Source organism: Stenotrophomonas sp. 89682_Sma (assembly GCF_056481405.1).
This window is the reverse complement of record NZ_CM151147.1, coordinates 3,806,116-3,831,063: the sequence shown is the minus strand read 5'-3', so window position 1 is coordinate 3,831,063 and position 24,948 is coordinate 3,806,116. Positions and strand designations below refer to the sequence as shown.

Below are 24,948 nucleotides of genomic sequence, written 5' to 3'. Positions count from 1 at the left end.
GCTTGCAGCGGTGCCCCCATGACCCTACACGCCCCCGCCGTCACCCGGCTGGCGGTCGCGCTCGCCCTGGCGTTGTCCACTCCGCTGGCGGCCGCGCGCGGCGTCCCGCCCGGTTTTGAAGATCTGGTCGAAGGCCAGACCGAACAACTCGACATCCAGCTGTTCGGCCGCTCGGCCGGGCTGTCGCCGGTGCGCGTGACCCTGGAGCACGTGCAGCTGGAAGATCCCGCGCGCGTGCTGCAGTCACTGGACCTGCCTGCCGAGGCGCAGGCCGCCCTGCTGCCTGCGCTGTCGCAGCCGCTGCCGCGCAACAGCCATCTGGCCTGCCGCTTCGGTGGTGCCAGCGCCGGCTGCGGCTACATCGATCCGCCGGAAGCTCCCGACGAGGTGCGCGCGCTGTATGACGAAGGCGAGGGCGCGGTGCGCTTGTTCGTGGCGCGCCAGTGGATTCCCGGCAAGCCTGCCGCCGAGCGTTTCCACACGGTCACCGCCAATGCCGAGAACGCGTTCCTGCATCAGCAGACGCTCAACCTCAGTGGTGGCCGTGACTACCAGTCGCTGTCGGCACGCGGCGTCGGCACGCTGGGCCTGTTCGAACGCGGCCACCTGTCGGCCGAGTGGTACTACAACCAGCAGCGCTATCGCAGCCACAGCGACGACGATTTCCAGTTCGACAACGTCTATTACCGCCACGACCTGGGGCCGGCGCACTACCTGCAGGCCGGGCGCATGGACCGCCGCAACCTGTCCAGCCCGCAGGGCGGCACCTTCAGCTTCAGCATGCTGCCGCTGGACCGCTTCCAGGGCGCACGCCTGGGCACCACCCAGGCCTATGTGGACACCGACGCCGCGGTGCAGGCCAGCCCACTGACCGTGCTGCTGGCGCGCGATGCGCGGGTGGACGTGTTCGATGGCGAGCGCCTGCTGCAGACCTTCTACCTGCAGGCCGGCATCAACCAGGTCGACACCCGCAATTTCCCGTTCGGCAACTACCTGGTCCGCATGCGCATCTACGAGGACGGTGTGCTGGTGCGCACCGAGGAGGCGCCCTTCGACAAGGGCGGCGACTGGACCAACAGCCAGTGGCAATGGTTCGTGCAGGGCGGCCACCGCAATGAGCGCCGCAGCGATGCTTTCGATGGCGAGCGCATCGCGATGGCCGGCGTGCGCGTGCCGCTGGGCCGCGACGCGGCCATGACCGCCGGTGCCGCCACGTTCGGCGGGCACCGCTACGGCGAGCTGCGCCTGGACCTGCGCCGGGTGATGGCCACGCAGGAAGTACGCGCCACCTTCAGCGGCATGCGCGGCAGCGACGGCAGCAACGGGCAGCAGCACCAGCTGTCGTACCGGCGCACGGCGTCGTGGAATCTCTACCAGCAGCGCATGCGTGGCAAGGCCTGCCAGTTCGAGGCCGAGGCGCGCGACCAGCTGGGCTGCACCAACGCGCTCAGTGGTTCGATGTCGCTGCCGCTGGCGGGCGGCAATGTTTACGTGGGCTACACCCGGCGCCAGACCTGGCGCACCGGCTGGCACCGGCCGGCGTTCGAGCAGGATCCGTTGTTCGGGCTTGAGCCGTTGTTGCCGCCGGGGCCGTTGGAACCGCGCCGCGAGCCGCTGCTCAGCCGCACCTGGCAGGCCAGCTTCAGCCGCAGCCACCGTTGGCAGGATTTCAGTGTCTCCACGCGCGTGGGCGTGTGGCGGCAGCACAGCACCGACAGCGTGCGTGGCAGCACCGAGCGCGACCGTGGCATCTACGTCAACCTCAGCCTGAGCCGTCGGCACCGCAGTGCTGCCGGCGATGGACAGCGCCGCTATGCCGTGGATGTGCGCCAGCCGCAGCATCAGCGCCCGGCGATCGACTACAGCGTCGGCCAGAGCCTGCGCCAGGAACTGGATACACAGTACCGCGAGCTGTCCGGCGAGCTGCGCGCCAACAACAACGAGCGCTACAGCGCTTCACTGGGCGGCCAGCTGCAGAATGGCATCGGCCACACCAGCGCCAGCCTGGCGCGCTACCAGCAGCGTGGCCGCAGCGAGACCGGCTACAGCGGCGCACACAGTTCCGGCTTCGCGCTTGGTCGTCGCGGCTTCTACTGGAGCGGTGCCAATGGCGCCGACGCCGGCCTCGCCGTGCAGGTGGCCGATACCGACGACGCCGACCTGCGCGGCGTGGCCGCCGAACTGCAGGTGGGCGGGCTGCGCAGGCAACGCCTGCAGATCGGCGAACGCCGGCTGCTGCCGCTGCCGGCCTATCAATCGCAACGTGCCGAAGTGCAGGACGCCAGCACGCTGGACAGCATCGCCGCCATCCGCGTGACCGGCGTGGGCGGTGCACGACCGATGTTCCTCACGCCCGGCAAGCTGATGCGCATGCCGGTGCCGATCGAAGTGACCTACACCTTCATCGGCCATGCCCGCGACCTGGCCGGTGCGCCGCTGGGCGGCGCCCGCATTCTCAACGCGCCGGTGCCCGGCACCAGCGCCAACGGCGGCTTCGTCGCCGATTTCCCGCGTCGCGAAACGACGCTGTACCTGTTGCAGGACGACCGCCTGCTGCACTGCCCGCTGCAGGTGCGCGAGCGCCGCCAGGTGGTGCTGCTGGTCGGCGCCGTGCACTGCGAGCCGCTGGCCGTGGCCCAGCTGCCGGCCGAGATCCGCCAGCAGGCCCGCGTGACCCGGCTGCTGCAGGAACGCGCGTTGATTGCCGCCACGCCCCGGACCGCTGCTGCAGGAGGTGCGCCATGAACCGGCGTTGGATGTTCGTGTTGATGCTGGTGTGTGCGCTGGTGATGCCGCAGGCGTGGGCGCAGTGGCCGCCGGAAACGCATCCGGCCGACCAGAGCCGGGACATCGTGATGAGCTGGGATCGCTCGGCGTTACCGGGTGATGTGGAGTTATGGGCGCCGCGGACGGTGTTGGGATTCAGTCACGACCTGGCGTTCAAGTACGGGCAGATCCATGTGGTTTGTGGGTCTGCTTCTGATAGTGAATTTGGGAAGTGCCCGACGGAAGGTGTGCCTCACCTGACTTTTGGCGAATCGGAAATCGCTCTTCTGATGATCGAGAAGAGAACTGGCCTGTCCGTTGAGATTCGGGCGATCGGACACCTAAGCCGAATCATGGCCGGAAGGGTTTGTAGTTCAGATTTCTGGGAGAGAACGCCGCGATATCTGTATGCGGCCAGTTGGTTTGAGTGCAGAGATCAGCCTATAGGAACCGGTGTTCAGTTGATCGTACCTACTCGTGAACTGAGACGACTTGTCGCAGGCCATTGGAAGGCCACAATGCGCCTGAACATCAAGGCCGACCCTGCCGCAGCACCCGTCGCCACAGCTACCTTCAACTTCGATTTAACCGTCACCGACTACGACGCGATCTCGATCTACTTCCCCGGCTTCGACGGTACTGCGCCACTGGTCAACATGAACCTGCGCTACGACCCCATCCGCAAGGTGGTCGGCGGCTACAAGGAAGTGGACATGTGCCTGTACGACGGTGTGGGCTCGCAGAGCGAGTACCTGGACGTCACGGTTCGCGACAGCGGTCCACGCCCACCTGCGGGCTCGGATTTTTCGCTCTGGCACCGCGATGGCGGCAGCGATGCCAGCCAGCGCCTGGACTATCGGGTCCACCTGGACTACGGCGGCCACCGCCTGGCGATGAAGCACAACGTCAAGCAGCAGCTGCGCGGCATCGACAGCGCACAGCTGCGGCTGGTGATGCTGCCGGGCATCAGCCAGCCGGTGTACTGCGTGCCGACGCCGCTGACCCTGGAAACACCGCCTACCCCTATCGCCAGCCAGCGTCCCGGCCTGTACGAGGGCGAGCTGACCGTGGTGCTCGATGTCCCCACTGCCAAACCCTGATCCCGAGGAGCCTGCCATGAAGAAGCTGCTGTTCTGCCTGCTGCCGGTGAGCGCCCTGCTTGCACTGCCGGCACACGCCAACCTTTCCATTCACCCGATGCGCGCAGCGGTGGATGCCAAGCGCGGCACCCAGATCCGCGTGTACTCGCAGTCGACGATTCCGCAGTACGTGCAGACCCGCCTGCGGCGCATCGTCAATCCCGCCACGCCTGCCGAAGAAGAACAGGAGATGGAGGCCTCGGATGCGGCGATTGCCATCACCCCCGGCAAGTTCGCACTTTCCGGCGGCGGCAACCGCCTGATCCGGGTGATTCCGCTGCAGCAGGTCCAGAAGGAAACGGCCTACCGCCTCTATTTCGAAGGCGTGCGCGGGCCGGATGACGCTCCCCTCGAAGACGGCGAAGGCGCACAGGCAAACATCGGCGTCAGCCTGGTCTGGGGGGCTTTGGTCAATGTCACCCCCGACGACGGTGTGGTGGACCTGCGCCTCCAGGGCAGCACGCTGCACAACACCGGCACGCTGCGCGTGGGAATCATCGGTGCCGAGCAGTGCACGGCCGCGGGTGCCTGCACGCCACACCCCGTGTCGCACAGCCTCTATCCCGATGCCGCACTGACGCTGCCGTTCCAGCTTCAGCCGGGCAACTCGCTGCAACTGCGTTACCGGCTCACCCGCGATGGCTATCGCGAACACGTGCGGACGATCGCACCGACAACGACCTGAGCCCGCACTTTGCCCGCCCCGTGCCCGGCACGGGGCTCGCTTTCCTTGTCCTGTTAAGGAGAAACACATGAATCGAATCTATCGTCGTATCTGGAATCACGCCAAAGGCTGCTGGGACGTTGCCAGCGAACTGGCCAAGCCCTGTGGGAAGAGAGCGTCAGGAACTCATGGAATCTGCAGTTTGCCGGTGCTGTTGCTTGCTGCGTTGGGCGCGGACGCAGCCGCGAAGGAGCGGCGGATCCCAGGTTGCGATCCTTTCAATGTAGGGAATGGAACCATCATCAACTGCATTCCGATGTCGGGTCATTTTGATGACACAAAGTTCTCTCCTACCGCACTGGCAGGGGGCTGGAATACTCTGACGTTCGGTGCGGGCTCCGTGGTCAATGGCGATAACACCGCCGCATTCGGTGTTGGTGCCAGGATCAACGGTCAGAACAGCGCGGCCTTCGGATTCAAGGCAAGCACCTATGCCGTGGATAGCGTGGCGGTGGGCTACAACGCCAGAACCACCGCTGATGGCGGCCACAACGTGGCCGTTGGTGCCAATGCCTATGCCGCCTACATTGGTGCCACCGCCTTGGGGAACAAAGCAGAGGCCAGGGCACAAAATGCCATCGCACTCGGCAGCGGCTCGTCGTCGCGTGGCGTGGACGCCCTCTCTCTGGGTGCCAACTCCAGCACGTCGGCCGCGGGTTCGCTGGCGGTTGGTGCAAAGTCGTCTGCCACCCGTACAAATGCCATCGCCCTGGGGTTGAGTTCCGTGGCGCAGCAGGAGGACGCAGTTGCCCTGGGCGCAAGCACGATCGCAAACGGTGCTGGTGGGGTGGCGCTGGGTGCCAAGGCAATGGTCGACACCGGTGCGGGCACGGGTGGCGTCGCCATCGGTGGTGGTGCTCGCGCGGGAAGCTGGGGTTACACCGGTGCCATCGCCATCGGCGGCGATACGCGCGCGTACATCGACGGCGTTGCGCTGGGCTATGCAGCGTCTGCCTCCGCACAGGGCGCCGTAGCCCTGGGTGTTCGCTCGGTGGCCACGGAAGCCAATACGGTGTCGGTAGGCAGCGCCTCGGTGCGCCGTCGCATCGTGAACGTGGCGGACGCCCGCATTACGGCCTCCAGCACCGATGCGGTCACCGGCAAGCAGCTGCATGCCATGAACGAGCGGGTTGACGGCATGATCAAGCAGGATTCCGCAGGCGGCATCGTACGCATCGCCAACAGCAACACCGGCACGGAAGTCAGCATGCGCAATGCGGTGCTGGCCACCCGCAAGGTGAGTGGCGTGTCCGACGGCGCGCTGACGACGACCAGCACCGACGCTGTGAATGGACGCCAGCTCAACACGACCAATGGCAATGTCACCAAGGCGCAGACCGCTGCGGATGCGGCCAAGGCTGATGCCAGCAAGGCGCTTGCCCAGGTCACCACGGTGAACGGGCTGATCAGCCAGGCCACGTCCACCAGCAGCGTCCGGTTGGGCGAGAAGAACAGTGGTACCTCGCTGGATGTCCGCAACAGTGCCAATGCCAACCGCAAGGTGACCGGTGTGGCCGATGCCACGCTGAGCACCTCCAGCACGGAAGCGGTGACCGGCAGGCAGTTGAACACGACCAATGAGAATGTTGCCAAGGCACAGACCGCTGCGGGAGAGGCCAAATCTGATGCGAGCAAGGCGCTGACTCAGGTGGTGACGCTTGGCGGCCTGGTGGGGCAGGTGTCGGCAACCGGCAATGTCCGCCTGGGTGAGAAGAACAGCGGAACGGTGCTGGATGTGCGCAATAGCGCGAATGCGAACCGGAAACTGATCGGCGTGGCAGATGGGGTGGTCAGCGCCAGCAGCTACGAGGCCGTCAACGGCAGGCAGCTCAATGCCACCAATGACAAGGTGGCGACGGTTGAGGGTGTGGCCAAGTCTGCGGGTGAAGACGCTGCCGCGGCAAAGAAGGATGCGACCAAGGCGCTGGCCGAAACAGCGGTGCTGGGTGGGCTGGTGGCGCAGGTATCTGCCTCTGGCGATGTGCGTTTGGGAGAGAAGAACAGCGGTACGACCTTGGATGTGCGAAACAGCGCCGATGCCAATCGGAAGATCAGTGGTGTGGCAGATGGTTCCATTGATGCCAGTAGCACAGAGGCCGTGTCGGGCCGACAGCTCTACGGGACCAACAGTCGGGTTTCGGCATTGGAGAGCGCCAACCAGTATGTGAGTGTTGGTGTTGATTCCTTTAGCCAGCGGGCGGAGGCTGGTTTGCTCGGGGTAGCAATCGGTGATTCAGCCCGAGCTGGCACGGAAGGTGGAACCGCGCTGGGTGCGCTATCTGTTGCAGATGGCATCAACTCCGTGGCAATCGGACGCGGCTCGACAGTCTCGAAAGACTCTCTGAACGGGTTCGCCTTGGGAGCCGGTGCCCAGGTGGAGGCGGCCCACAGTATTGCAGTTGGGGCTGGAGCCAAGGTCCGGGTCGGGGCGACTGGCGCGTTGGCAATTGGCTCGGGTGCTGAAGCAACGGAGTCGGATACCGTGTCCTTTGGCACCAAGGATTCAGGGCGGCGACTGGTGAACGTCGCGCGTGGTACGGCTGACCACGATGTCACCACCGTCTCCCAGCTCAAGGACTCCTTCGCCACGCTCGGCGGCGGTGCAGGCATGGACGCCAGCGGCAACATCATCGCCCCGACCTACATGGTGCAGGGTGGAACTCAGAACACCGTCGAGGACGCGCTGATGGCGCTCGATGGCGCTGTCATCACCGCCGGCCGTCGCGCTGACAAGGTGGAAGGTCAGCTCAGCTCGATCTTCCAGGATTCACCTTCGACCCGCGCCGACGGTGTCAACCAGCTCACTCTGGCCGGAACCCACGGCATGGTCATTTCCAACGTGGCCAATGGCCTGATCGCCGCCGGCAGCCGCGATGCGGTCAATGGCGGCCAGCTGCATTCGATGCAGCAGCAGCTCAACGGCCGCATGGACGGGCTGGAGCAGCGCATTGATGCGCCGCAGCCGCAGGCAATGGCGGTGGCTTCAGTGCCCGAACCGGAAGCGCCGGTGCCGCAGGCCGAAGGCGGCCAGCAGGTGGCGTCGGTCGGCGAGGGTGAGAAACCCGCACCGCAGCCGAAGACGAAGAAGGAGGACACCCCGAAGCCCCAGGTCGATACCGCTGAACTGGAGAAGATGCTGGCCCGTGCCAACGAGTACACCGATGGCGCGATCAGCACCTTCGAGCGTCGCCTGGACAAGATGGACAAGCGTTTCAACCGCATGGCGGCAATGAGCAGCGCACAGACCGCGATGGCGATGAACACCGCGGGCCTGGCCACCTACAACCGCCTCGGTGCTGGCGTGGGCTACAGCGAGGGTGAGTCGGCGATGGCCGTGGGCTACCAGCGCGTGCTGAACGAGAAGGGCTCGGCCACCTTCAGCCTCAATGGCGCGTTCACCAACAGCGGTGAACGCAGCATGGGCGTCGGCGTGGGCGTCGGCTGGTAAGCCATGCAGCCCCGGCGTGGTGCGCGTAATGAACCCCGCCGCGCCGGGGTCCTGGCCGAGGAGATGGCTATGTACCGATGGGTGAGCCGATTCATCAGCTACCGCAGCTTCTACCTTTGGCGGGCGCGGTATTTCTACTACACCCGTCACCTCGATGCCTGGACGCTTTCCAGTCTGCTGTGCCTTTCGGGTGCGGTCATGCTGCTCTGGTATTGCTGGCGCTTCACCACTGTGCCACCGCCCCGCATGCATCCGCAGGCTGCAGCCCTGCGGGTGGAGGGCATCACCAACGAGGCGATCCACCGCATCGTGCTGGTGCGCCATGGTGGCAGTACGCCGGGGCAGGAGTTCACCACGGCGCAGGAGATCCGGGACAGCACCGTGCGCACGATGCGGGTGCGGCAGGTGCTGGATGGGGAAGTGGCATGGCGCCTGAGAGCGGATCTGCTGGCGGACATCGCGGATTACATCGAGGCCACCAATGGATGTGTGCCTTACCGCTGCGAGCGGGTGCAGGACCGCATCGCGTTGTTGCGCGAGGCGGCGGCGGAGAACGCGGGCATCAACCAGGCCTTGCAGCGGATTCTGGATGGTCCGAGCAATCGGGTACCGAGCCTGGAAAGCAGCGACCGGCAGCGGGTGAGGAGCGGCTGGTCGGACTCGTTCAACGACATCTACCACCAGACGTGGTTGTTGAATGATCTGCAGACCATGCACGCACGGATGATGGCGGAATATCCCAGGCGCGCTGCGGCGCCGTGGCTGGCCGCGTGGATGAGCGAGCCCGAGCCCCCGCGCGGCACTGGAATGCCACTGTAGAGCCGAGCCCACGCTCGGCTGCTCTTCGCTCAGACATCCATGAAGCCCGAAGCAAAGTGCGGACCAACGGTCCGCACCCACCCAACCGTCATCCGCCGATGTACGCGGTGATCTCCGCCTCCGCCAGCACCTGCCGCAACTGCGCGACAGACGCGCGCCGCATCGGCTTTTCATCCACCGGTGACAGCGGTGCTTGGCGCAGGGCGTCGTAGGGCAGCACGGCCAGGTCGAAGGTCAGTTCCTCGGCACTGAACACCCACACCGGCACGTCCAGGCAGCGTTCGCGGTCCATGCGCAGGCGGCGCGTCCGCGATTCGGCGGGAATGCCGTGCTCGTCCAGGAAGCGGTGCACGGCTTCCGGGTCGTCGCTGTGCAGGTGCAGCTGCACGGGACTGTTGGCGTCGGCGGTGCCCTCCAACACTGGGCCAGCCAGGCGCGGGGAGAAGCCGTGCAGGAACTCCAGCGCACGCATGGCAGCCTCGCGGCGGCGCTGAAGCTCGCTACCGTGCTGGGGGCCAGCGAACAGCCGCTGGTATTCGCGCAGGGCGTCTTCGATCTCGGTGTTGCGGGGCAGGGAGGCATCGTCGTGGATGCCGAGCCGGCTGGCGGCTTTCAACTTGGCCTGGTGGTAGTCGCGGATGCCGCCTTCGGCCATCAGGCGGGCGGCTTCGTGGGCGAGGCGGTGGCGCCGCTCGCGGGTCTGGCTGGCAGCATGCTGACGGGCGCGATGCATGCGATGACTCCCTGTTGCGACCTGGGTACAGAGTAGCGCACGGATGTGACATCTGCGTGGGTATGGCGCGGAGATGCCAACCAATGGTTGGCACCCACCAACGCTCTGGTAGGTGCCGACCTTGGTCGGCACAGAGCGCCAACCAAGGTTGGCTGCTACCGGGGCAAGGCGGGCCGTTGATCCTGTAGAGCCGAGCCCATGCTCGGCTGCTCTACCGCGGGCCCTCGGAGCCGAGCATGGGCTCGGCTCTACAAAGGCAGTGCCAACCAACGGTTGGCACCCACCCATACCTGCCTTAGAAGATATCGAACGCGGCGGCGTCGGCCTGTGGCGTATTGAGGTTCAGGTCGTAGTCGGTCAGGCGGTCCATGTCTTCCACCTTCACCCATTCGGTTGCGCCGTTGAGCGTGGCCTGGACCATGCCGCTGGGCGGCTCGTTCTGCGCGATCGGGGTGTCCTTCAGCGCGGTGCGCATGTAGTCGATCCAGATCGGCAGGGCGGCCTTGCCACCGTATTCGCGGTAGCCCAGCGAGCGGAAGTCGTCGCGACCCACCCACACGGTGGTCACGTACGGGCCGCCAAAACCGGAGAACCAGGCGTCGCGGTGGTCGTTGGTGGAGCCGGTCTTGCCGCCCACGTCCTCGCGTCCGAGCACCTTGGCCTGCACGCCGGTACCGCGCTGGACCACGTCGCGCATCATCGATACCAGCTGGTAGGCGGTGCGGGCGTCGATCGCGCGCGGCGCGGTGCGGGCATCGGGGTTGGCCGGCGTGGCCGGGGTTTCGGTCTTGGCTTCGGCCTTTGCCGCAGCGGCCGGGTCCACCTTCGGGGCCGGGGCGCCGAAGTTGAAGCCGTCCACGACCTGGTTGACCGGCTGGTCGCTGCTGCCGGCACAGTCGCGGCAGGCCAGGGCGGGGTTTTCCTTGAACACCAGGTTGCCGTCGCGGTCGTTCACCTGGTCGATCAGCCAGGTGTCCACCCGCGAGCCGCCGTTGGCGAACACGGCGTAGCCTCGGGCCACCGACAGCGGGGTAAGCGAAGCAGTACCCAGCGACATCGACAGGTTCGGCGGCAGTTCCGATTCGGCAAAGCCAAACTCGCTGATGTACTTGCGTGCGTAGTCCACGCCCATGCCATCGAGCAGACGCACCGAGACCAGGTTGCGCGACTGCACCAGCGCTTCGCGCAGGCGCATCGGGCCGCGGAAACCGCCGCCGTCGTTCTGCGGGGCCCAGGTCTTGCCGCGGCGGTCGCGGAACACGACCGGGGCGTCGAGCACGATCGAGGCCGGGTTGTAGCCCTTGTCGAAGGCCGCGGCGTAGATGAAGGGCTTGAAGCTCGAACCCGGCTGGCGGCGGGCCTGGGTGGCGCGGTTGAACTTGTTGCCGGAGAAGCTGAAACCACCGACCAGCGCCTTCAGGGCGCCGTTGTGGGCATCCAGCGAGACCAGCGCGGACTGGCCGCGCGGGATCTGGTCCAGCAGCCACTCACCTTCCTTGGCACCGGCGCGCACGCGCACGATGTCGCCGCGCTGCACCAGCTTGCCGGGGGGCTTGTTGGTCCACTTGGCGGCACCGGCCGGCAGCACGATCTCGCTGCGGTTGGCCAGCACCACGGTGGCGCTGCCATCGGCGCCGGTGCTGGCGACGATCGCCGGCAGCAGGCCGGCCTGGCCGTACATGCCGCGCAGGTGCTCGGCCAGGGCGGCGGCGTCTTCGCCGGCACCCACCTGCACCTGCTTCTCCACGCCGTGCCAGCCGTGGCGGTGGTCGTACAGCAGCAGGCCATCACGGACGGCCAGGTTGGCGGCGGTCTGCAGGGTGGAGTCGATGGTGGTGGTGACGTGGTAACCCTTGTTGACCACATCCCCGCCGAAGCGGGCGATCATTTCCTGGCGCACCAGCTCGGCCACGTACGGCGCGTCGACCTGCACCGGCGGCTCATGGGCGGTGGCGTGCATCGGCACGGCCTTGGCCGCGTCGGCCTCGGCCTGGCTGACGAACTTCAGGTCGGCCATGCGCTGCAGCACGTAATTGTCGCGGCGCTGGCGGGCGCGCTCCGGATTGGAGATCGGATTGCCCGAGGACGGGAACTTGGGGATGCCGGCCAGCGAGGCCATCTCGTCCAGGTCCAGCTCGTTCAGCTTCTTGCCGTAGTAGAACTCGGCGGCGGCGGCCACGCCGTAGGCGCGGTTGCCGAAGAAACTCTTGTTCAGGTACAGCTCGAAGATCTCGTCCTTGCTCAGCTCGGACTCGATCTTCCGTGCCAGCAGGATCTCGGCCAGCTTGCGGGTGTAGCTGTACTCTGAGCTGAGGAAGAACTGGCGGGCCACCTGCTGGGTGATGGTGGAGCCACCCGGCACGCGCTTGTCGCTGGTGGTGGCCAGCAGCCACACCGCGCGGCCGATGCCCATGTAGTCCACGCCGCCATGCTCGTAGAAGCGGGCATCCTCGGTGGCCAGGAACGCCTGCTTCAGCTTCTCCGGCACGTCCTTCATGGTGATCGGGGTGCGCCGGGTCTCGCCGAACACCGCCATCAGCTTGCCGTCGGCAGCATAGACGTACATCGGCTCCTGCATTTCCACGTCGCGCAGGGTCTGCACGTCGGGAAGCTTGGAGGACACAGCGTAGTACAGACCGCCCACGGCGGCCGCGCCGATCAGCGCCAGGACCAGGACAATCAGGAAGATCCAGCGCAGCCAGCGGCGGAGTCGAGTCATCGGGTTCAGATTCCGATTGCGAATTTCGTGGTCGCAGAGTATAGATTACGCAAGGTGGCGGCTGGGGTCGGCACCGGGGAGCGCAAGGGGAACAGTCAGGGGCTGCATCGTGAATCCGTGAGGAACTTCACAGCAGGGCCGTTGCCATTTGCTAAGAATACGTTATTAATGCTCGGGCGCAGGTCTTGCGTCCAAGTGCCCGTCGGCAGGGGAGAAACCGTGGGGCTCATCCCAAAAAGTCAGTCGCCGCTTGTAGGCGTCGACATCAGTTCGACTGCGGTAAAGCTTTTGCAGCTGTCCCGCAGCGGCAATCGTTTCCGTGTGGAACATTACGCTGTGGAACCTCTTCCGCCGAATGCGGTGGTAGAGAAGAACATCGTCGAAGTGGAGGCCGTGGGTGAGGCCATCCGCCGTGCCATGAACCGTTCAGGCAGCAAGGCCAAGCTGGCCGCTGCCGCCGTCGCCGGGTCGGCGGTGATCACCAAGGTGATCCCGATGCCGGCCGAGCTCGACGAGAACGACATGGAAGCCCAGATCGAGCTGGAAGCGGTCAACTACATTCCGTACCCGATCGAGGAAGTGAACCTGGACTTCGAGGTGATCGGGGCGATCCCGAACAACCCGGAGATGGTCCAGGTGCTGCTGGCCGCGTCGCGTTCGGAGAACGTGGAACTGCGCCAGTCGGCCCTGGAACTGGGTGGCCTGCAGGCCAAGGTGATGGACGTGGAGGCCTTCGCGGTCGAGAACGCCTACGCCCTGGTCGCCAGCGAGCTGCCGGTGTCCATCGACGGCGTGGTCGCGCTGGTCGATATCGGCGCCACCATGACCACCCTCAACGTCCTGCGCGGCGGCCGCAGCCTGTACAGCCGCGAACAGGTATTCGGTGGCAAGCAGCTGACCGACGAGATCATGCGCCGTTACGGCCTGAGCTACGAGGAGGCCGGCCTGGCCAAGCGCCAGGGCGGGCTGCCGGAAAGCTACGAGATGGAAGTGCTGGAGCCGTTCAAGGAAGCCACGGTCCAGCAGATCAGCCGCCTGCTGCAGTTCTTCTATGCCGGCAGCGAGTTCAACCGTGTCGACCACATCGTGCTGGCCGGCGGCTGCGCCGTGCTGGGTGGCCTGCCGGAGATGGTCGAGGAACAGCTGGGCGTGCCGACCGTGGTCGCCAATCCGCTGGCACAGATGACCCTGGGCCCGAAGGTGAACGCGCATGCGCTGGCCCAGGATGCCCCCGCGCTGATGATCGCCACCGGTCTGGCGCTGAGGAGCTTCGACTGATGGCACGCATCAATCTATTGCCCTGGCGCGCCGAACGGCGCAAGCAACGCCAGCGCGAGTTCTACGCAATGCTGGGCATGGCCGCCATCGGTGGCCTGCTGCTGTCGCTGCTGATCTGGTTCTATTACGACCGGCAGGTGAGCGGCCAGATGGACCGCAACGCCTATCTGGAAGCCGAGATCGAGAAGGTCAAGGAACAGAACAAGGAGATCGACCGCCTCGACGCCCAGAAGGACCGCCTGCTGGCCCGCAAGAAGGTGATCGAGGAACTGCAGGCCAAGCGCTCGCAGATGGTCCACCTGTTCGATGCGCTGGTGCGCACGATTCCTGACGGCGTGGTGCTGACCGCCCTGCAGCAGGAAGGGGACATGCTCACCCTCGAGGGACGCACCCAGTCCAATGCCCGCGTGTCGGCTTACATGCGCAACCTGGAAACCTCCGGCTGGATGACCAACCCGGAGCTGTCGATCATCCAGGCCAGTGCCGGAGACAAGAGTGCAGCCGGCCCGGTATCGGACATCAAGGCGCTGCCGTACATGTTCAAGGTCACGGTGAAGCTGCCTGCGCAGAGTGAGGAGACCGGCACCCCCGGTTTGAACGCCGATGGCAGCGTGGCGGCCACGCCGGCTGCGACGCCTGCCGTGGCGCCGCTTGCCGCCGGCCCCGATGCCGCGGCCCCGGCCGCTGCACCCGCACCGGCTCCGGCTCCGGCCCAACCGGCGGCGGCCCCGGCAGCAGCGCCCGCCAGCGCTCCGGCTACTGCGCCGGCGCCTGCACCTGCACCGGCCAAGCCGAACCAGCCCGCCGCACCGGCACCGGCCGCCAGGCCTGAGGGCAGCCGCCTGGCGCAGCCGCCGCAGGCCTCTTACGCCCCGCTGCAGGGGGACCGCGCATGAGCCAGAAAATCGATCTGAAGAACCTGGATTTCAACGACATCGGCAACTGGCCGCAGAAGGCCAAGATCGTCTTCTGTTCGTTGCTGGCCCTGGTCATCATGTTCGTTGCATGGATGCTGCTGATCAGCGGCAAGCGCGATGAACTGGCCAGCCTGGAATCGAAGGAAAGCGATCTGCGTACCGAGTTCTCCAAGCAGCAGGAACGCGCGGTGAACCTGGGGCCGCTGAAGCAGCAGCTGGCGCAGATGGAGCAGGTGCTGCAGCAGATGCTGCGGCAGCTGCCCAGCAAGACCGAAATGCCGGACCTGATCATCGACATTTCGCAGACTGCGCTGTCCAGCGGCCTGACCAGCCAGCTGTTCGAACCGGAACAGGAGCAGGTCAAGGAGTTCTACGCCGAGAAGCCGATCAAGCTGAAGATGGTGGGCAGCTACCACCAGTTCGGTGCGTTCGTCAGTGGCGTGGCCTCGCTGCCGCGCGTGGTGATCCTGACCATGCACGACATCAATCTGAAGCCGGCGGACAAGGCTGGCGGTGGTTCGCGTGCCGGTGCGCTGGAATTGTCCGGCACGGTCAAGACCTACCGGTATCTCGACGAAACCGAGGTGCAGGAACAGCAGAAGGCTGAAGCCGGCAAGGAGGGCAGCAAGTGATCCGTTCCTTCTTTGCACGCTGCGGGATGGCCGCTGCCGTATTGCTGCTGGCCGCCTGCGGCCGTGGCGTGACCAGCACGCCGGGCGATGCGCCGAATCTCGAGAAGTGGGTGGAAGGCGAACGTGCCCGGCCGGCGCAGCCGCTGGAACCGTTGCCTGTGATGCAGCAGTTCGAGACCTTCGAATACTCCGCGCAGGGCCTGCGTGATCCGTTCACCGATGCCTGGACCAATCCGCAGGGGAATGGCGGATTGCGGCCGGATCCGAATCGGCGCAAGGAGCCCCTGGAGGGCTTCCCGCTGGACGCACTGGACATGGTCGGTACCATCGGCACCGGCGGCGGCACCGTCGCACTGGTGATGGGGCCGGACAAGGTGACCTACCGGGTGCGCCCGGGCGGTTACCTGGGGCAGAGCGACGGGCGGGTCACTGCGGTCTTCGAAGACCGTGTGGAGCTGATCGAACTGGTGCCGGATGGCGCGGGTGGCTGGCTGGAACGGCCGGCAACGCTCTCGCTTGAAGATCAATGATCGTTTACTGGGGATAGCACGATGACCTTTCACCAAGCCAAGGGGCTGCGTCCCAACCGGCGCTCTACCTTGAACCGTGTCAGCGCGTTGGGAGTCGCGCTGATGCTGGCCTGCGCTCCGGCGCTGGCCGCCGCACCGGCGGAGAAGCCGGTGGGCACCACCGTCGCACCGGCCGCGGCACCGGCCGGCCTGTCGGTGGCCAAGATCGATTTCAAGCGCGGCGATGATGGCGCGGGCCGCCTGATCGTGCAGTTTGACGGCCAGGGCGCGATCCCGGACCTGCGCACGCAGGGCAACAGCGTGGTGGTCGACGTCGGCAATGCCCGTCTGCCGGCCAACCTGCAGAAGCCGTTGAACGTCGTCGACTTCGCCACGCCGGTGCAGCGCATCGACGCCAAGCCGTCCGGCGCCGGCACCCAGCTGGTGCTGAGCACCGGCGGTGCGGTGGAGTCGCTGGCCTACCAGAGCGGCAACGAATATGTGGTGGAGATCAGCGCGCGACAGGCTCCGGCCGCCGTCGGTGCAGTGACCGCCGGCAGCGTAACCCAGGCGGCAAAGGCCGTCGGCCAGCGTGGCTTCACCGGCAAGCCGGTGACCTTCAACTTCCAGGACGTGCCAGTGCGCACCGTGCTGCAGTTGATCGCCGAAGAGTCCAACCTCAACGTGGTGGCCTCCGACTCGGTGCAGGGCAATGTGACCCTGCGCCTGGTCAACGTGCCGTGGGACCAGGCACTGGACATCGTGCTGCGTGCCAAGGGCCTGGACAAGCGACGCGATGGCAGCGTGATCTGGGTCGGACCGCAGGCCGAGCTGGCCAAGTTCGAGCAGGAGAAGGAAGACGCGCGCATCGCCATCGAGAACCGCGAAGACCTGGTGACCGATTACGTCCAGATCAACTACCACAGCGCCACCCAGATCTTCAAAGCCCTGACCGAAGCCAAGGGCATCGGCGGTGGTGGCGGTGGTGGCGCAGGTGGCGGTGGCGGTGGGTCGTCGCAGGAGGAGAGTGGCTTCCTGTCCGGCCGTGGCCGCATCGTTGCCGACGAGCGCACCAACACGCTGATGATCAGCGACATTCCGAAGAAGATCGCGCGCATGCGTGAGCTGATCAACGTGATCGACCGCCCGGTCGACCAGGTGCTGATCGAAAGCCGCATCGTCATCGCCACCGATACGTTCGCGCGTGAGCTGGGTGCGCGGTTCGGCATCAGTGGCAGCCGCGACAACGCCTACTTCAGTGGCAATCTGGAGGCCAACCGCGATACCCGCAAGTCGCAGGTCGAAGCCGATGCGGCCAACGCCAAGGCCTACCGCGACTGGCTGGCCGGTGGCAGTACGGGCCCGGCGCCGGTGCCGGTCGGCTCGGCAATCACCCGTGGCCTGAACTGGGCCATGCCGGCGGCATCCACCAACCCGGCGGGCTCGTTGGCGCTGTCGATCCTCAATGCCGGCTACCTGCTGGACGTCGAGCTGTCGGCCATGCAGGAGGAGTCGCGTGGTGAAGTGATCTCCAACCCGCGCGTGGTCACCACCAACCAGCGCGAGGCCCTGATCAAGCAGGGTAAGGAAATCGGCTATGTGACCATCAGTGCCGGTGCGGGCGGTGTCGCTACGCCGAACGTGCAGTTCAAGGAAGTGGTGCTGGAACTGAAGGTCACCCCGACCATCACCAACGACAACCGCGTGTTCCTCAACATGCAGGTGAAGAAGGACGAAGTGGACCGGCTGATCCAGCTGGAAGGCTATGGCACCGTGCCGTCGATCAACCGCCGCGAAGTGAACACCGCAGTGCTGGTCGAGGACGGGCAGACCGTGGTCATCGGTGGTGTGTACGAGTTCACCGACCGCAACAGCATCAGCAAGGTTCCGTTCCTGGGCGATGTGCCGTTCCTGGGCAACCTGTTCAAGAAGCGTGGCCGCAGCAAGGACAAGGCCGAGCTGCTGGTGTTCGTCACCCCGAAGGTGCTGCGCGTGGCCAAGCAGAACTGAGCCAGCGCACCCGCGACACGAAGAAGGGCCGCCATGTGCGGCCCTTCTTCGTTCATGCCGGACGTAATCCGCGGATGAGCCGGTAGATCCACGCCATGCGTGGATGCCCCCTGTAGATCCACGCCATGCGTGGATGCCCCCTGTAGATCCACGCCATGCGTGGATGAGTTGCCCGTTCAGCCGTTCTTGATGCCAATCGCAAGGCACCCTGCGATGATGTCGGGAACCCGTGCCGTCCCGCGCCGGTCAAAGGCCCCCATGAACCTGCCACCGCCGATGCCCGAAACCGTCTCCCCGCCGCCCGCGCCGGCCACCTCCCGCCTGCATGGCGCCTTCAACCAGCTGCGCGACGCGCTGTCGGCCGAAATCGTCGGCCAGGCGGCCCTGGTCGAACGCCTGTTGATCGCATTGCTGGCCGACGGCCACCTGCTGGTGGAGGGCGCGCCGGGCCTGGCCAAGACCACGGCCATCCGCGCGCTGGCCTCGCGCCTGGAGGCGGATTTCGCCCGCGTGCAGTTCACCCCCGACCTGCTGCCGGCCGACCTGACCGGCACCGAGATCTGGCGCCCGCAGGAAGGGCGCTTCGAGTTCGTACCCGGCCCGATCTTCCATCCGATCCTGCTGGCCGATGAAATCAACCGTGCGCCGGCCAAGGTGCAGTCGGCCTTGCTGGAAGCGATGGGCGAGCGCCAGGTCACCGTTGGCCGCCACACCTATGCATTGCCGCCGCTGTTCCTGGTGATGGCCACGCAGAACCCGATCGAGCAGGAAGGTACCTTCCCGCTGCCGGAAGCGCAGCTGGACCGTTTCCTGATGCACGTACGCATCGGCTACCCGGACCAGGCGGCCGAATCGGAGATCCTGCGGCTCGCCCGCGAGCGTGCCCGTGGCGCACTGGGGGAAGCGGCACCCGCACCGGAGAAGCTGCCGATGCAGGATGTGTTCGATGCCCGCCGCGAAGTGCTGGACCTGCATATGGCACCGGCATTGGAACGCTATCTGGTCGAACTTGTGCTGGCCTCGCGTGATCCGTCGCGCTATGACGCCGGCCTCGGGCGCCGCATCGCCTGGGGCGCAAGCCCGCGCGGCTCCATTGCGTTGGAACGCTGCGCACGTGCACGTGCCTGGTTGGCCGGCCGCGACTTCGTCACCCCCGACGATGTGCGTGCGGTCGCCGCCGACGTGCTGCGCCATCGCGTGCTGCCCAGCTACGAAGCCACCGCCGAAGGCTGGGATGGCGAGCGCCTGGTGCAGGAGCTGCTGGCCCGGGTGCCGGCACCCTGAGCCTGCGCATGACCGATCGATCCCTGGAAGCCGCATCCACCGTCAGTGATGGCGACGGATTGCGCCCGCACCTGTCCGAACTGGTGGCGCTGCGCCGGCTGGCACAGCGGCCGCCGCCGCCGCGCCGTGGCCGTGCCGGCAATGCCGGGCAGGCGCCGTCGCCGCTGCGTGGGCGTGGCATGGAGTACGCCGAGTCACGCGAGTACGTGGCCGGTGATGATGCCCGGCATATCGACTGGCGCGTGACCGCGCGGACCGGGCGTGCCCATACCAAGCTTTTCCAGGCCGAACGCGAGCGGGTCAGCCTGATCGTGGCCGATACTTCGCCGGCGCTGTATTTCGGCACCCGCGTGCGATTCAAGTCGGTGCAGGCGGCCCGCGCGGGCGCCGTCGCTGCGTGGTCGGCACAGCGTCGCGGTGATCGCGTGGGTGCCCTGCGCGGCAGCGACCGCGAAGCGCCGATTGCACCTGCCGGTGGGCCGCGTGGCGTACTGCGCGTGCTCGACGCACTCACCCGCTGGTACGCGCAGCCGCCCGCCGACGATCTCGGCCTGGAGCGCGCGCTGGACCATGCCGCCCGCGTGCTGCGCCCCGGGGCGCGCATGCTGGTGCTGGCCGATCCGCAGCAGGCGGCGAAGATTCCCGTCGTGCGCTGGAGCGCGCTTGCCCAGCACCACGACCTCAGCCTGGTGCTGCTGGTCGATCCCCTCGAACTGCAACCGCCCTCGGCGGCCCTGCAGTTCCAGACCGCGCAGCAGCGCATTGGCCTGGATCTGCGTCGCAGCGAAGTGCAGTCGCACTGGCAGGCGCACTTCGTCGAACCGCTGCAGGCGCTGCGCCGCCAGCTCGGTGCACGCCGCGTTGACGTGCAGGTGTTGTCCACCGATGCGCCCAGCGATGCCTGGTTGGCACCGTCGGCGACCGAGGTGCCGGCATGAGCGCCAACCTTCCGCTGCGTGATGTACAGCTGCCGCCGGCACCGTCGTGGTGGCCGCCGGCCCCCGGCTATCTGATGATCGGCGGCGCGGTGTTGCTGGTGATCCTGGCGCTGGCCCTGCTGTGGTGGAAACGCCGCCGTCGTCGCCAACGCTGGTTGCAGGCGTTCGACCAGGAGCTGGCCACCACCGCCGATGCCACCGCGGAACTGGCGGCGATCGCCGGCCTGCTGCGTCGCGCCGCGCGACAGGCACAGCCCGGCAGTGAATCCTTGCGTGACGATGCCTGGTGGCAGCGCGTGGATCCGAAGGGCACGTTGCCGGGTGCGCGCCGCAGCCTGCTGGCCGAAGGTGCCTATCGTCCCCGCGTGGACGCCAGCGAAGTGGCGGCCGTGCGTAGCTGGGCGCGCGAGCGCTACCTGGCGATGCTGCTGGAGCGCCGCCGATGAACCTGCTGGCAAGTTACTGGCCATGGCCGAACCTGCAGCTGGCGTGGCCGCTGGCCCTGCTGGCGCTGCCGTTGCCGTTGCTGATGCGCTGGTGGAAGCGTCGTGCCGATCCCGGCGCTGCGCTGCGCGTGCCCTATGCGGCGACGGAACTGGAAGCGCTGGCCGGTGGCGGCCGCGTTGATGTTTCGTGGCTGCGTACGCTGCTGTTGTGGCTGGGCTGGTGCGCGCTGTGCGTCGCACTGGCTCGCCCGCAACAGCTGGGCGAAGCGATCACGCCACCGCAGCAGGGCCGGCAGATGATGCTGGCGATGGACGTGTCCGGCAGCATGGGCGAGGGCGACATGGTGCTGGGTGGGCAGGTGGTGGATCGCCTCACCGCAGCCAAGGCCGTGCTGGCCGATTTCCTGGATCGTCGTGCCGGCGATCGCATCGGCCTGCTGATCTTCGGCGACCGCGCTTATACGCTCACGCCACTCACTGCGGACCTGGCCAGTGTGCGCGACCAGCTGCGCGACAGCGTGGTCGGCCTGGCCGGGCGCGAGACGGCCATCGGTGATGCCATCGGCCTGGCGGTGAAGCGCCTGCGCAGCCAGCCGGAAGGGCAACGTGTACTGATCCTGCTGACCGACGGCGTCAGCAATGCCGGCGTGCTGGAACCGCTGCGTGCGGCCGAAGTCGCGCAGGCCGAAGGGGTGCGCATCCACACCGTCGCGTTCGGTGGCGATGGCAGCATGCGCTTCCTCGGTATTCCGATTTCCGCTGACCAGGACCCGGTCGACGAGGCCACGTTGAAGAAGATTGCCAGCCTGACCGGTGGCCAGTTCTTCCGCGCACGCGATACCGCGCAGCTGGCCGGCATCTACGCCGAACTGGACCGGCTGGAGCCGATCGCGGCGAAGGGACCGAGCCTGCGCCCGCGTGAGGAACGCTACGCATGGCCGCTGGGCCTGGCGTTGCTGCTGGGCGCATTGGCCTGGGCGTGGCCGGAGCGTCGCCGATGATCGCGTTCGCTTCCCATCTTCCGGACTGGAACGCACTGCACTTCCTGCGCCCGGAATGGCTGTGGGCCTTGCTGGCCTTGCCGGTGATTCTCGCCGTGGCGCTGTACCGGCAGCGGCGCAGCGATGCGTGGCGGCAGGCGGTGGATGCGCACCTGTTGCCGCATCTGCTGGCGGCCGGTGCTCGCCGTCACGTGCGGCTGCCATTGGCAGTGCTGCTGGGTTGGACGCTGGCAGCACTGGCGATGGCGGGGCCGAGCTGGCGGCAGCAGGCACAGCCGATGTTCCAGCCCAGCGCACCGCTGCTGATCGTGCTGGATCTGTCCAGCCGCATCACTGCCACCGACCTGCCACCGTCGCGCCTGCTGCAGGCAAGGGCCAAGGTCGGCGAGCTCCTGCGCGCACGCAAGGGTGGGCAGGTGGGGCTGGTGGTGTACGCCGAAGATGCCTACACCGTCGCGCCGCTGACCGATGACGGCAGCAACGTCGCGCTGTATCTGGATGCCTTGTCGCCGGATGTGATGCCGCGTGATGGCCAGCGTGCCGACCGTGGCATCGACTGGGCCACGCGGCTGATGCGGCAGATCGCTGCAGCGCAGGGACAGATCCTGCTGGTCACCGATCAAGCCGATGATGAAGCTGCATTGGCGGCCGCGCAGGCACGTGGGCTCGGCCTGCAGGTGTCGGTGCTGGGGCTCGGTACACCGGCGGGTGCGGCGTACCGCGATGGCAGTGGGCAGATCCGCCAGGCCGCACTGGATGAGGGCAGCCTGCGTGCCGTTGCCACGGCAGGTGGCGGTCGCTATGCACGCATTGCCGCCGATGACAGTGACCTGCGTGCGCTGGGCGTGCTCGATGCACGCGAAGGCAGCGCCGCGCAACGGCCGGGCGAGGGCAGGCAATGGCGCGATGAAGGATTCTGGCTGCTGCCACCGGTGATGCTGCTGGCGCTGCTCGCCTTCCGCCGCCGCGCGCTGCTGGCCGCAGTGCTGGCGGTGGGCCTGCTGCCATGGATGGGGGATGTGCAGGCGCAGGCAGCTCCAGCGCCCGCTTCGCAGCCGCCGCAGGGCACCCTGTGGAAGCGGGCTGACCAGGTGCAGCACCAGCGACTGGCCGACGGCGTGCAGGCCTATCGCAACGGCGACTTCGCCAGCGCGCGCAAGCAGTTCGAAGGCATCGACAACGATGCCGGTTGGTACAACCTGGCCAACACGCTGGCGCGCCAGGGCAGCTACGATGAAGCCATCGCCGCCTACGACCGCGCACTGGCGTTGCATCCCGGCATGCCCGATGCGGTGGCCAATCGCGCGGTGGTCGATGCCGCGCGCAAGCGCAAGCAGTCGGGGGGGCAGGGCCAGGACCAGCAGAAGCCGCAGCAGAACGGGCAGCAGAAGCAGCAGAACCCATCGCAGGGCCAGCAGAGCCCGCAAGGCCAGCAGCCGCAGCAGGGCCAGAAGGATCCGGGACAAGGGCAGCCACAGTCGCAGCAGGGCCAGCCCAGGCCGGGTGACGACAGCACGCAATCGAAGTCGCAGTCCGGCGAGCGCAGCCGCGATGGCCAGCAGGCGCCGCCGCAGGTTGAGGATGCCAAGGCCCAGGCACAGGCCGACGAGCAGCAGCGCCAGCGCATGCAGCAGGCGATGCAGCAGGCGCGCGAGGGCGAGGCGGACAAGGACGGCAAGCCGGTGCAGGGCAGTGACGGCCGCACCCCGCGCCAGCGCGAGGAGCAGCAGGCAGTGGAAGCGTGGATGCGGCGTGTTCCGGACGATCCGGGCGCACTGCTGCGGGCCAAGTTCCAGCTGGAAAACGAACGCAGGAAGAGGGAAGGGCGATGACGCGGGCGATCAACATGCATGGGCGCTGGCTACGGCAGGTATTGGCGGCGCTGCTGTTGTGGCTGCCGCTGCTGGCCTGGGCGCAACCGCGGGCCTGGCTTGACCGTGACCGCATTGCGATGGGCGATACGGTCACCCTCAACGTCGAGAGCGACCAGGGCGCGCCGGACTTCACCCTGCTGCGCAACGACTTCGACCTGAGCGGGCAGACCAGCAGCCGCCAGGTGGAGTGGAGCAACGGCAGCATGCAGCAGCGCAATCTGTACGGCGTGGCACTGACGCCACGGCGCAGCGGCGCGCTTGTGATTCCGGGCCTGCAGGTGGGCAGTGCACGTACCGCGCCGCTGACCCTGCAGGTGGACGCGGCTGCCGTGGCCGGCCCCGACAGCAATGCAATGGCCTTCATCGAGACGGTTGTCGATGATGAGACGCCCTATGTGCAGCAGAGCGTGGGCGTGGTGGTGCGCCTGTACTTCGCATCTCAGCTGGCGTCGGGCGAGCTGGTGCTGGATACACCGGCCGGTGCGTCACTGCAGCGTGTGGGCGATGACCGTACCGATGTGCGCCAGGTCAACGGCCGCCGTTACAACATGGTCGAGCGCCGCTTCCTGCTGATCCCGGAGCGCAGCGGCCCCCTGCGCCTTGCAGGTGCGCGCTTCAACGGCCGCAGCGCCGGTGGTTTCTTCGATGATTTCTTCGGTGGTGGGGACGGCCGCATGAATGCCACCGGCGCCGACCGCACCCTGCAGGTGCAGGCGCAACCGGCACAGGCGCCGCAGCCATGGTTGCCGCTGCAGAGCCTTCAGCTGCGCTACACCAGTGCGCCGACCAGCGCCCGTACGGGCGAGGCCGCAAATGTAGTGGTCGAGGCGACGGCCGAAGGGGCAACCCGCGCACAGTTCACCGACCTGCCGGTGCCGGATCTGGGCACCCATGCGCAGGTATTCGCCGAACCTGCGCAGTACGAAGAATCGTTCAATGGCAGCACGCCGCGGCTGAAGATCACCCGCCGCTATTCGATCGTGCCGCGCCAGCCCGGCTCGCTGGTGGTGCCGGGGCCGCGCCTGCCATGGTGGGATGTGCGCGCAGGCAAGGCGCAGGAAGCGAAGCTGCCGGATCTGACGCTGACGGTTGCGGCGGGCAATGGGGCTGGCAACACCTCGCCGGCACCGCTGCCGCCAATCGACACCGATGCCGCGCTGCCCGGCAGCAATGGCCAGGACAGCCGCATCGCCGCGACCGATCCGCGCGCCGGTGGCCTGGCCGAGCGTCCGTGGCCGTGGATGGCGGCGGCCATCGGCCTGGCGCTGCTGTGGCTGTTGACCCTGTTGTGGGGCTGGCAGCGTGGCCGCCGCCCGCGTGCAGCGGCGCCGGCAGCCGGCACGCCCTCTGTGCCGACTGTGGCGAGCGGACGTGCCGGCTTGGCCGAACTGCGCCGCACACTGGATGGCGAAGGGTTCGAGCAGGTCGAGGCACAGCTGTGCGCGATGGCCGGCGTCGAACGCATCGAGCAGGTCATCGCACGGTTGGATGACCCGGCCCAGCGCCAGGTGCTGCAGGACCTGCAGCAGGCACGCTGGGGCGGGCAGGGCGATCTGGCATCGCTGCGCGCGCGTCTGCGCGAGGTCTTCCGTGACGGACCGCACTGGTCGACGGCTGCGGGGGCCGCTGACACTGGCCTGGCGCCGCTGTATCCACCGCGGCGAACCTGAACCGGCGCCGCTTGCGGGCTTTGTTAGAGTGCATTCATTTT

18 protein-coding genes are annotated in these 24,948 nt (G+C 67.1%); 16 read left to right on the top strand and 2 right to left on the bottom strand.

From position 1 onward, the window contains the following. Positions 1-18 precede the first annotated feature (18 nt). From ACZK29_RS17695 to ACZK29_RS17675, 5 genes are all read left to right on the top strand, one after another. Positions 19-2,745, top strand: coding sequence for a TcfC E-set like domain-containing protein (locus ACZK29_RS17695; protein ID WP_478446307.1), 2,727 nt, complete (start codon positions 19-21; stop codon positions 2,743-2,745). Then, positions 2,742-3,866, top strand: coding sequence for a CfaE/CblD family pilus tip adhesin (locus ACZK29_RS17690; RefSeq protein WP_478446306.1), 1,125 nt, complete (start codon positions 2,742-2,744; stop codon positions 3,864-3,866). The genes ACZK29_RS17695 and ACZK29_RS17690 overlap by 4 nt, the downstream gene beginning before the upstream one ends. A 16-nt stretch (positions 3,867-3,882) precedes the next feature. Then, positions 3,883-4,590: a pilus assembly protein gene (locus tag ACZK29_RS17685; protein WP_459048068.1), complete on the top strand. Its 708-nt coding sequence runs from the start codon at positions 3,883-3,885 to the stop codon at positions 4,588-4,590. Positions 4,591-4,657: 67 nt separating this feature from the next. Beyond that, complete coding sequence (locus ACZK29_RS17680; protein WP_478446305.1) at positions 4,658-8,077, top strand: ESPR-type extended signal peptide-containing protein; 3,420 nt, start codon at positions 4,658-4,660, stop codon at positions 8,075-8,077. A gap of 69 nt (positions 8,078-8,146) precedes the next feature. Then, the gene (locus ACZK29_RS17675; RefSeq protein ID WP_111205125.1) at positions 8,147-8,896 is read left to right on the top strand and encodes a hypothetical protein; all 750 of its coding nucleotides are present in this window, start codon (positions 8,147-8,149) and stop codon (positions 8,894-8,896) included. Between the two features lie 88 nt (positions 8,897-8,984). Here ACZK29_RS17675 and ACZK29_RS17670 read toward each other — a convergent pair whose 3' ends face one another. Both ACZK29_RS17670 and ACZK29_RS17665 read right to left on the bottom strand, forming a co-directional pair. Further along, on the bottom strand, positions 8,985-9,629 hold the full coding sequence (locus ACZK29_RS17670; RefSeq protein WP_478446304.1) for a hypothetical protein: 645 nt from the start codon (positions 9,627-9,629) through the stop codon (positions 8,985-8,987). 295 nt (positions 9,630-9,924) lie between these two features. Continuing rightward, positions 9,925-12,348, bottom strand: coding sequence for a penicillin-binding protein 1A (locus ACZK29_RS17665; protein ID WP_478446303.1), 2,424 nt, complete (start codon positions 12,346-12,348; stop codon positions 9,925-9,927). 219 nt (positions 12,349-12,567) lie between these two features. Here ACZK29_RS17665 and ACZK29_RS17660 point away from each other — a divergent pair, with 219 nt between their 5' ends. The 11 genes from ACZK29_RS17660 to ACZK29_RS17610 all read left to right on the top strand — a co-directional run bounded on the left by ACZK29_RS17660 (position 12,568) and on the right by ACZK29_RS17610 (position 24,907). Further along, the gene (locus tag ACZK29_RS17660; RefSeq protein WP_005410860.1) at positions 12,568-13,626 is read left to right on the top strand and encodes a pilus assembly protein PilM; all 1,059 of its coding nucleotides are present in this window, start codon (positions 12,568-12,570) and stop codon (positions 13,624-13,626) included. Then, positions 13,626-14,522 carry a PilN domain-containing protein gene (locus tag ACZK29_RS17655; RefSeq protein ID WP_111205122.1) on the top strand — a complete coding sequence of 299 codons (897 nt, stop codon included), beginning with the start codon at positions 13,626-13,628 and terminating at the stop codon, positions 14,520-14,522. The genes ACZK29_RS17660 and ACZK29_RS17655 overlap by 1 nt, the downstream gene beginning before the upstream one ends. Continuing rightward, complete coding sequence (locus ACZK29_RS17650; RefSeq protein ID WP_005410857.1) at positions 14,519-15,175, top strand: type IV pilus inner membrane component PilO; 657 nt, start codon at positions 14,519-14,521, stop codon at positions 15,173-15,175. The genes ACZK29_RS17655 and ACZK29_RS17650 overlap by 4 nt, the downstream gene beginning before the upstream one ends. A gap of 26 nt (positions 15,176-15,201) precedes the next feature. After that, the gene (locus ACZK29_RS17645; RefSeq protein WP_044571441.1) at positions 15,202-15,705 is read left to right on the top strand and encodes a pilus assembly protein PilP; all 504 of its coding nucleotides are present in this window, start codon (positions 15,202-15,204) and stop codon (positions 15,703-15,705) included. A gap of 21 nt (positions 15,706-15,726) precedes the next feature. After that, entirely contained in the window at positions 15,727-17,694 is a 1,968-nt protein-coding gene (locus tag ACZK29_RS17640; RefSeq protein ID WP_111205121.1) for a type IV pilus secretin PilQ, read from the top strand. Positions 17,695-17,952: 258 nt separating this feature from the next. Continuing rightward, complete coding sequence (locus ACZK29_RS17635; RefSeq protein WP_049432649.1) at positions 17,953-18,978, top strand: AAA family ATPase; 1,026 nt, start codon at positions 17,953-17,955, stop codon at positions 18,976-18,978. 8 nt (positions 18,979-18,986) lie between these two features. Continuing rightward, a complete protein-coding gene (locus tag ACZK29_RS17630; RefSeq protein WP_049432652.1) occupies positions 18,987-19,916 on the top strand; it encodes a DUF58 domain-containing protein in 930 nt (309 codons plus the stop codon). Next, complete coding sequence (locus tag ACZK29_RS17625) at positions 19,913-20,362, top strand: DUF4381 family protein (protein WP_111205120.1); 450 nt, start codon at positions 19,913-19,915, stop codon at positions 20,360-20,362. The genes ACZK29_RS17630 and ACZK29_RS17625 overlap by 4 nt, the downstream gene beginning before the upstream one ends. Beyond that, the gene (locus tag ACZK29_RS17620) at positions 20,359-21,363 is read left to right on the top strand and encodes a vWA domain-containing protein (protein ID WP_478446302.1); all 1,005 of its coding nucleotides are present in this window, start codon (positions 20,359-20,361) and stop codon (positions 21,361-21,363) included. Before ACZK29_RS17625 ends, ACZK29_RS17620 begins: the two co-directional genes overlap by 4 nt. Next, a complete protein-coding gene (locus ACZK29_RS17615; protein ID WP_478447097.1) occupies positions 21,360-23,195 on the top strand; it encodes a VWA domain-containing protein in 1,836 nt (611 codons plus the stop codon). The genes ACZK29_RS17620 and ACZK29_RS17615 overlap by 4 nt, the downstream gene beginning before the upstream one ends. Then, complete coding sequence (locus ACZK29_RS17610; RefSeq protein WP_478446301.1) at positions 23,192-24,907, top strand: BatD family protein; 1,716 nt, start codon at positions 23,192-23,194, stop codon at positions 24,905-24,907. Before ACZK29_RS17615 ends, ACZK29_RS17610 begins: the two co-directional genes overlap by 4 nt. The last annotated feature ends 41 nt before the right edge of the window (positions 24,908-24,948 follow it).

Bases quoted from the DNA above. Each gene is read 5' to 3' on its own strand.
- ACZK29_RS17635 (WP_049432649.1), top strand. From the start codon at position 17,953: ATGAACCTGCCACCGCCGATGCCCGAAACCGTCTCCCCGCCGCCCGCG.
- ACZK29_RS17680 (WP_478446305.1), top strand. From the start codon at position 4,658: ATGAATCGAATCTATCGTCGTATCTGGAATCACGCCAAAGGCTGCTGG.
- ACZK29_RS17645 (WP_044571441.1), top strand. From the start codon at position 15,202: ATGGCCGCTGCCGTATTGCTGCTGGCCGCCTGCGGCCGTGGCGTGACC.
- ACZK29_RS17655 (WP_111205122.1), top strand. From the start codon at position 13,626: ATGGCACGCATCAATCTATTGCCCTGGCGCGCCGAACGGCGCAAGCAA.
- ACZK29_RS17670 (WP_478446304.1), bottom strand. From the start codon at position 9,629: ATGCATCGCGCCCGTCAGCATGCTGCCAGCCAGACCCGCGAGCGGCGC.
- ACZK29_RS17665 (WP_478446303.1), bottom strand. From the start codon at position 12,348: ATGACTCGACTCCGCCGCTGGCTGCGCTGGATCTTCCTGATTGTCCTG.
- ACZK29_RS17630 (WP_049432652.1), top strand. From the start codon at position 18,987: ATGACCGATCGATCCCTGGAAGCCGCATCCACCGTCAGTGATGGCGAC.
- ACZK29_RS17610 (WP_478446301.1), top strand. From the start codon at position 23,192: ATGACGCGGGCGATCAACATGCATGGGCGCTGGCTACGGCAGGTATTG.
- ACZK29_RS17685 (WP_459048068.1), top strand. From the start codon at position 3,883: ATGAAGAAGCTGCTGTTCTGCCTGCTGCCGGTGAGCGCCCTGCTTGCA.
- ACZK29_RS17640 (WP_111205121.1), top strand. From the start codon at position 15,727: ATGACCTTTCACCAAGCCAAGGGGCTGCGTCCCAACCGGCGCTCTACC.
- ACZK29_RS17690 (WP_478446306.1), top strand. From the start codon at position 2,742: ATGAACCGGCGTTGGATGTTCGTGTTGATGCTGGTGTGTGCGCTGGTG.
- ACZK29_RS17695 (WP_478446307.1), top strand. From the start codon at position 19: ATGACCCTACACGCCCCCGCCGTCACCCGGCTGGCGGTCGCGCTCGCC.
- ACZK29_RS17650 (WP_005410857.1), top strand. From the start codon at position 14,519: ATGAGCCAGAAAATCGATCTGAAGAACCTGGATTTCAACGACATCGGC.
- ACZK29_RS17615 (WP_478447097.1), top strand. From the start codon at position 21,360: ATGATCGCGTTCGCTTCCCATCTTCCGGACTGGAACGCACTGCACTTC.
- ACZK29_RS17625 (WP_111205120.1), top strand. From the start codon at position 19,913: ATGAGCGCCAACCTTCCGCTGCGTGATGTACAGCTGCCGCCGGCACCG.
- ACZK29_RS17675 (WP_111205125.1), top strand. From the start codon at position 8,147: ATGTACCGATGGGTGAGCCGATTCATCAGCTACCGCAGCTTCTACCTT.
- ACZK29_RS17620 (WP_478446302.1), top strand. From the start codon at position 20,359: ATGAACCTGCTGGCAAGTTACTGGCCATGGCCGAACCTGCAGCTGGCG.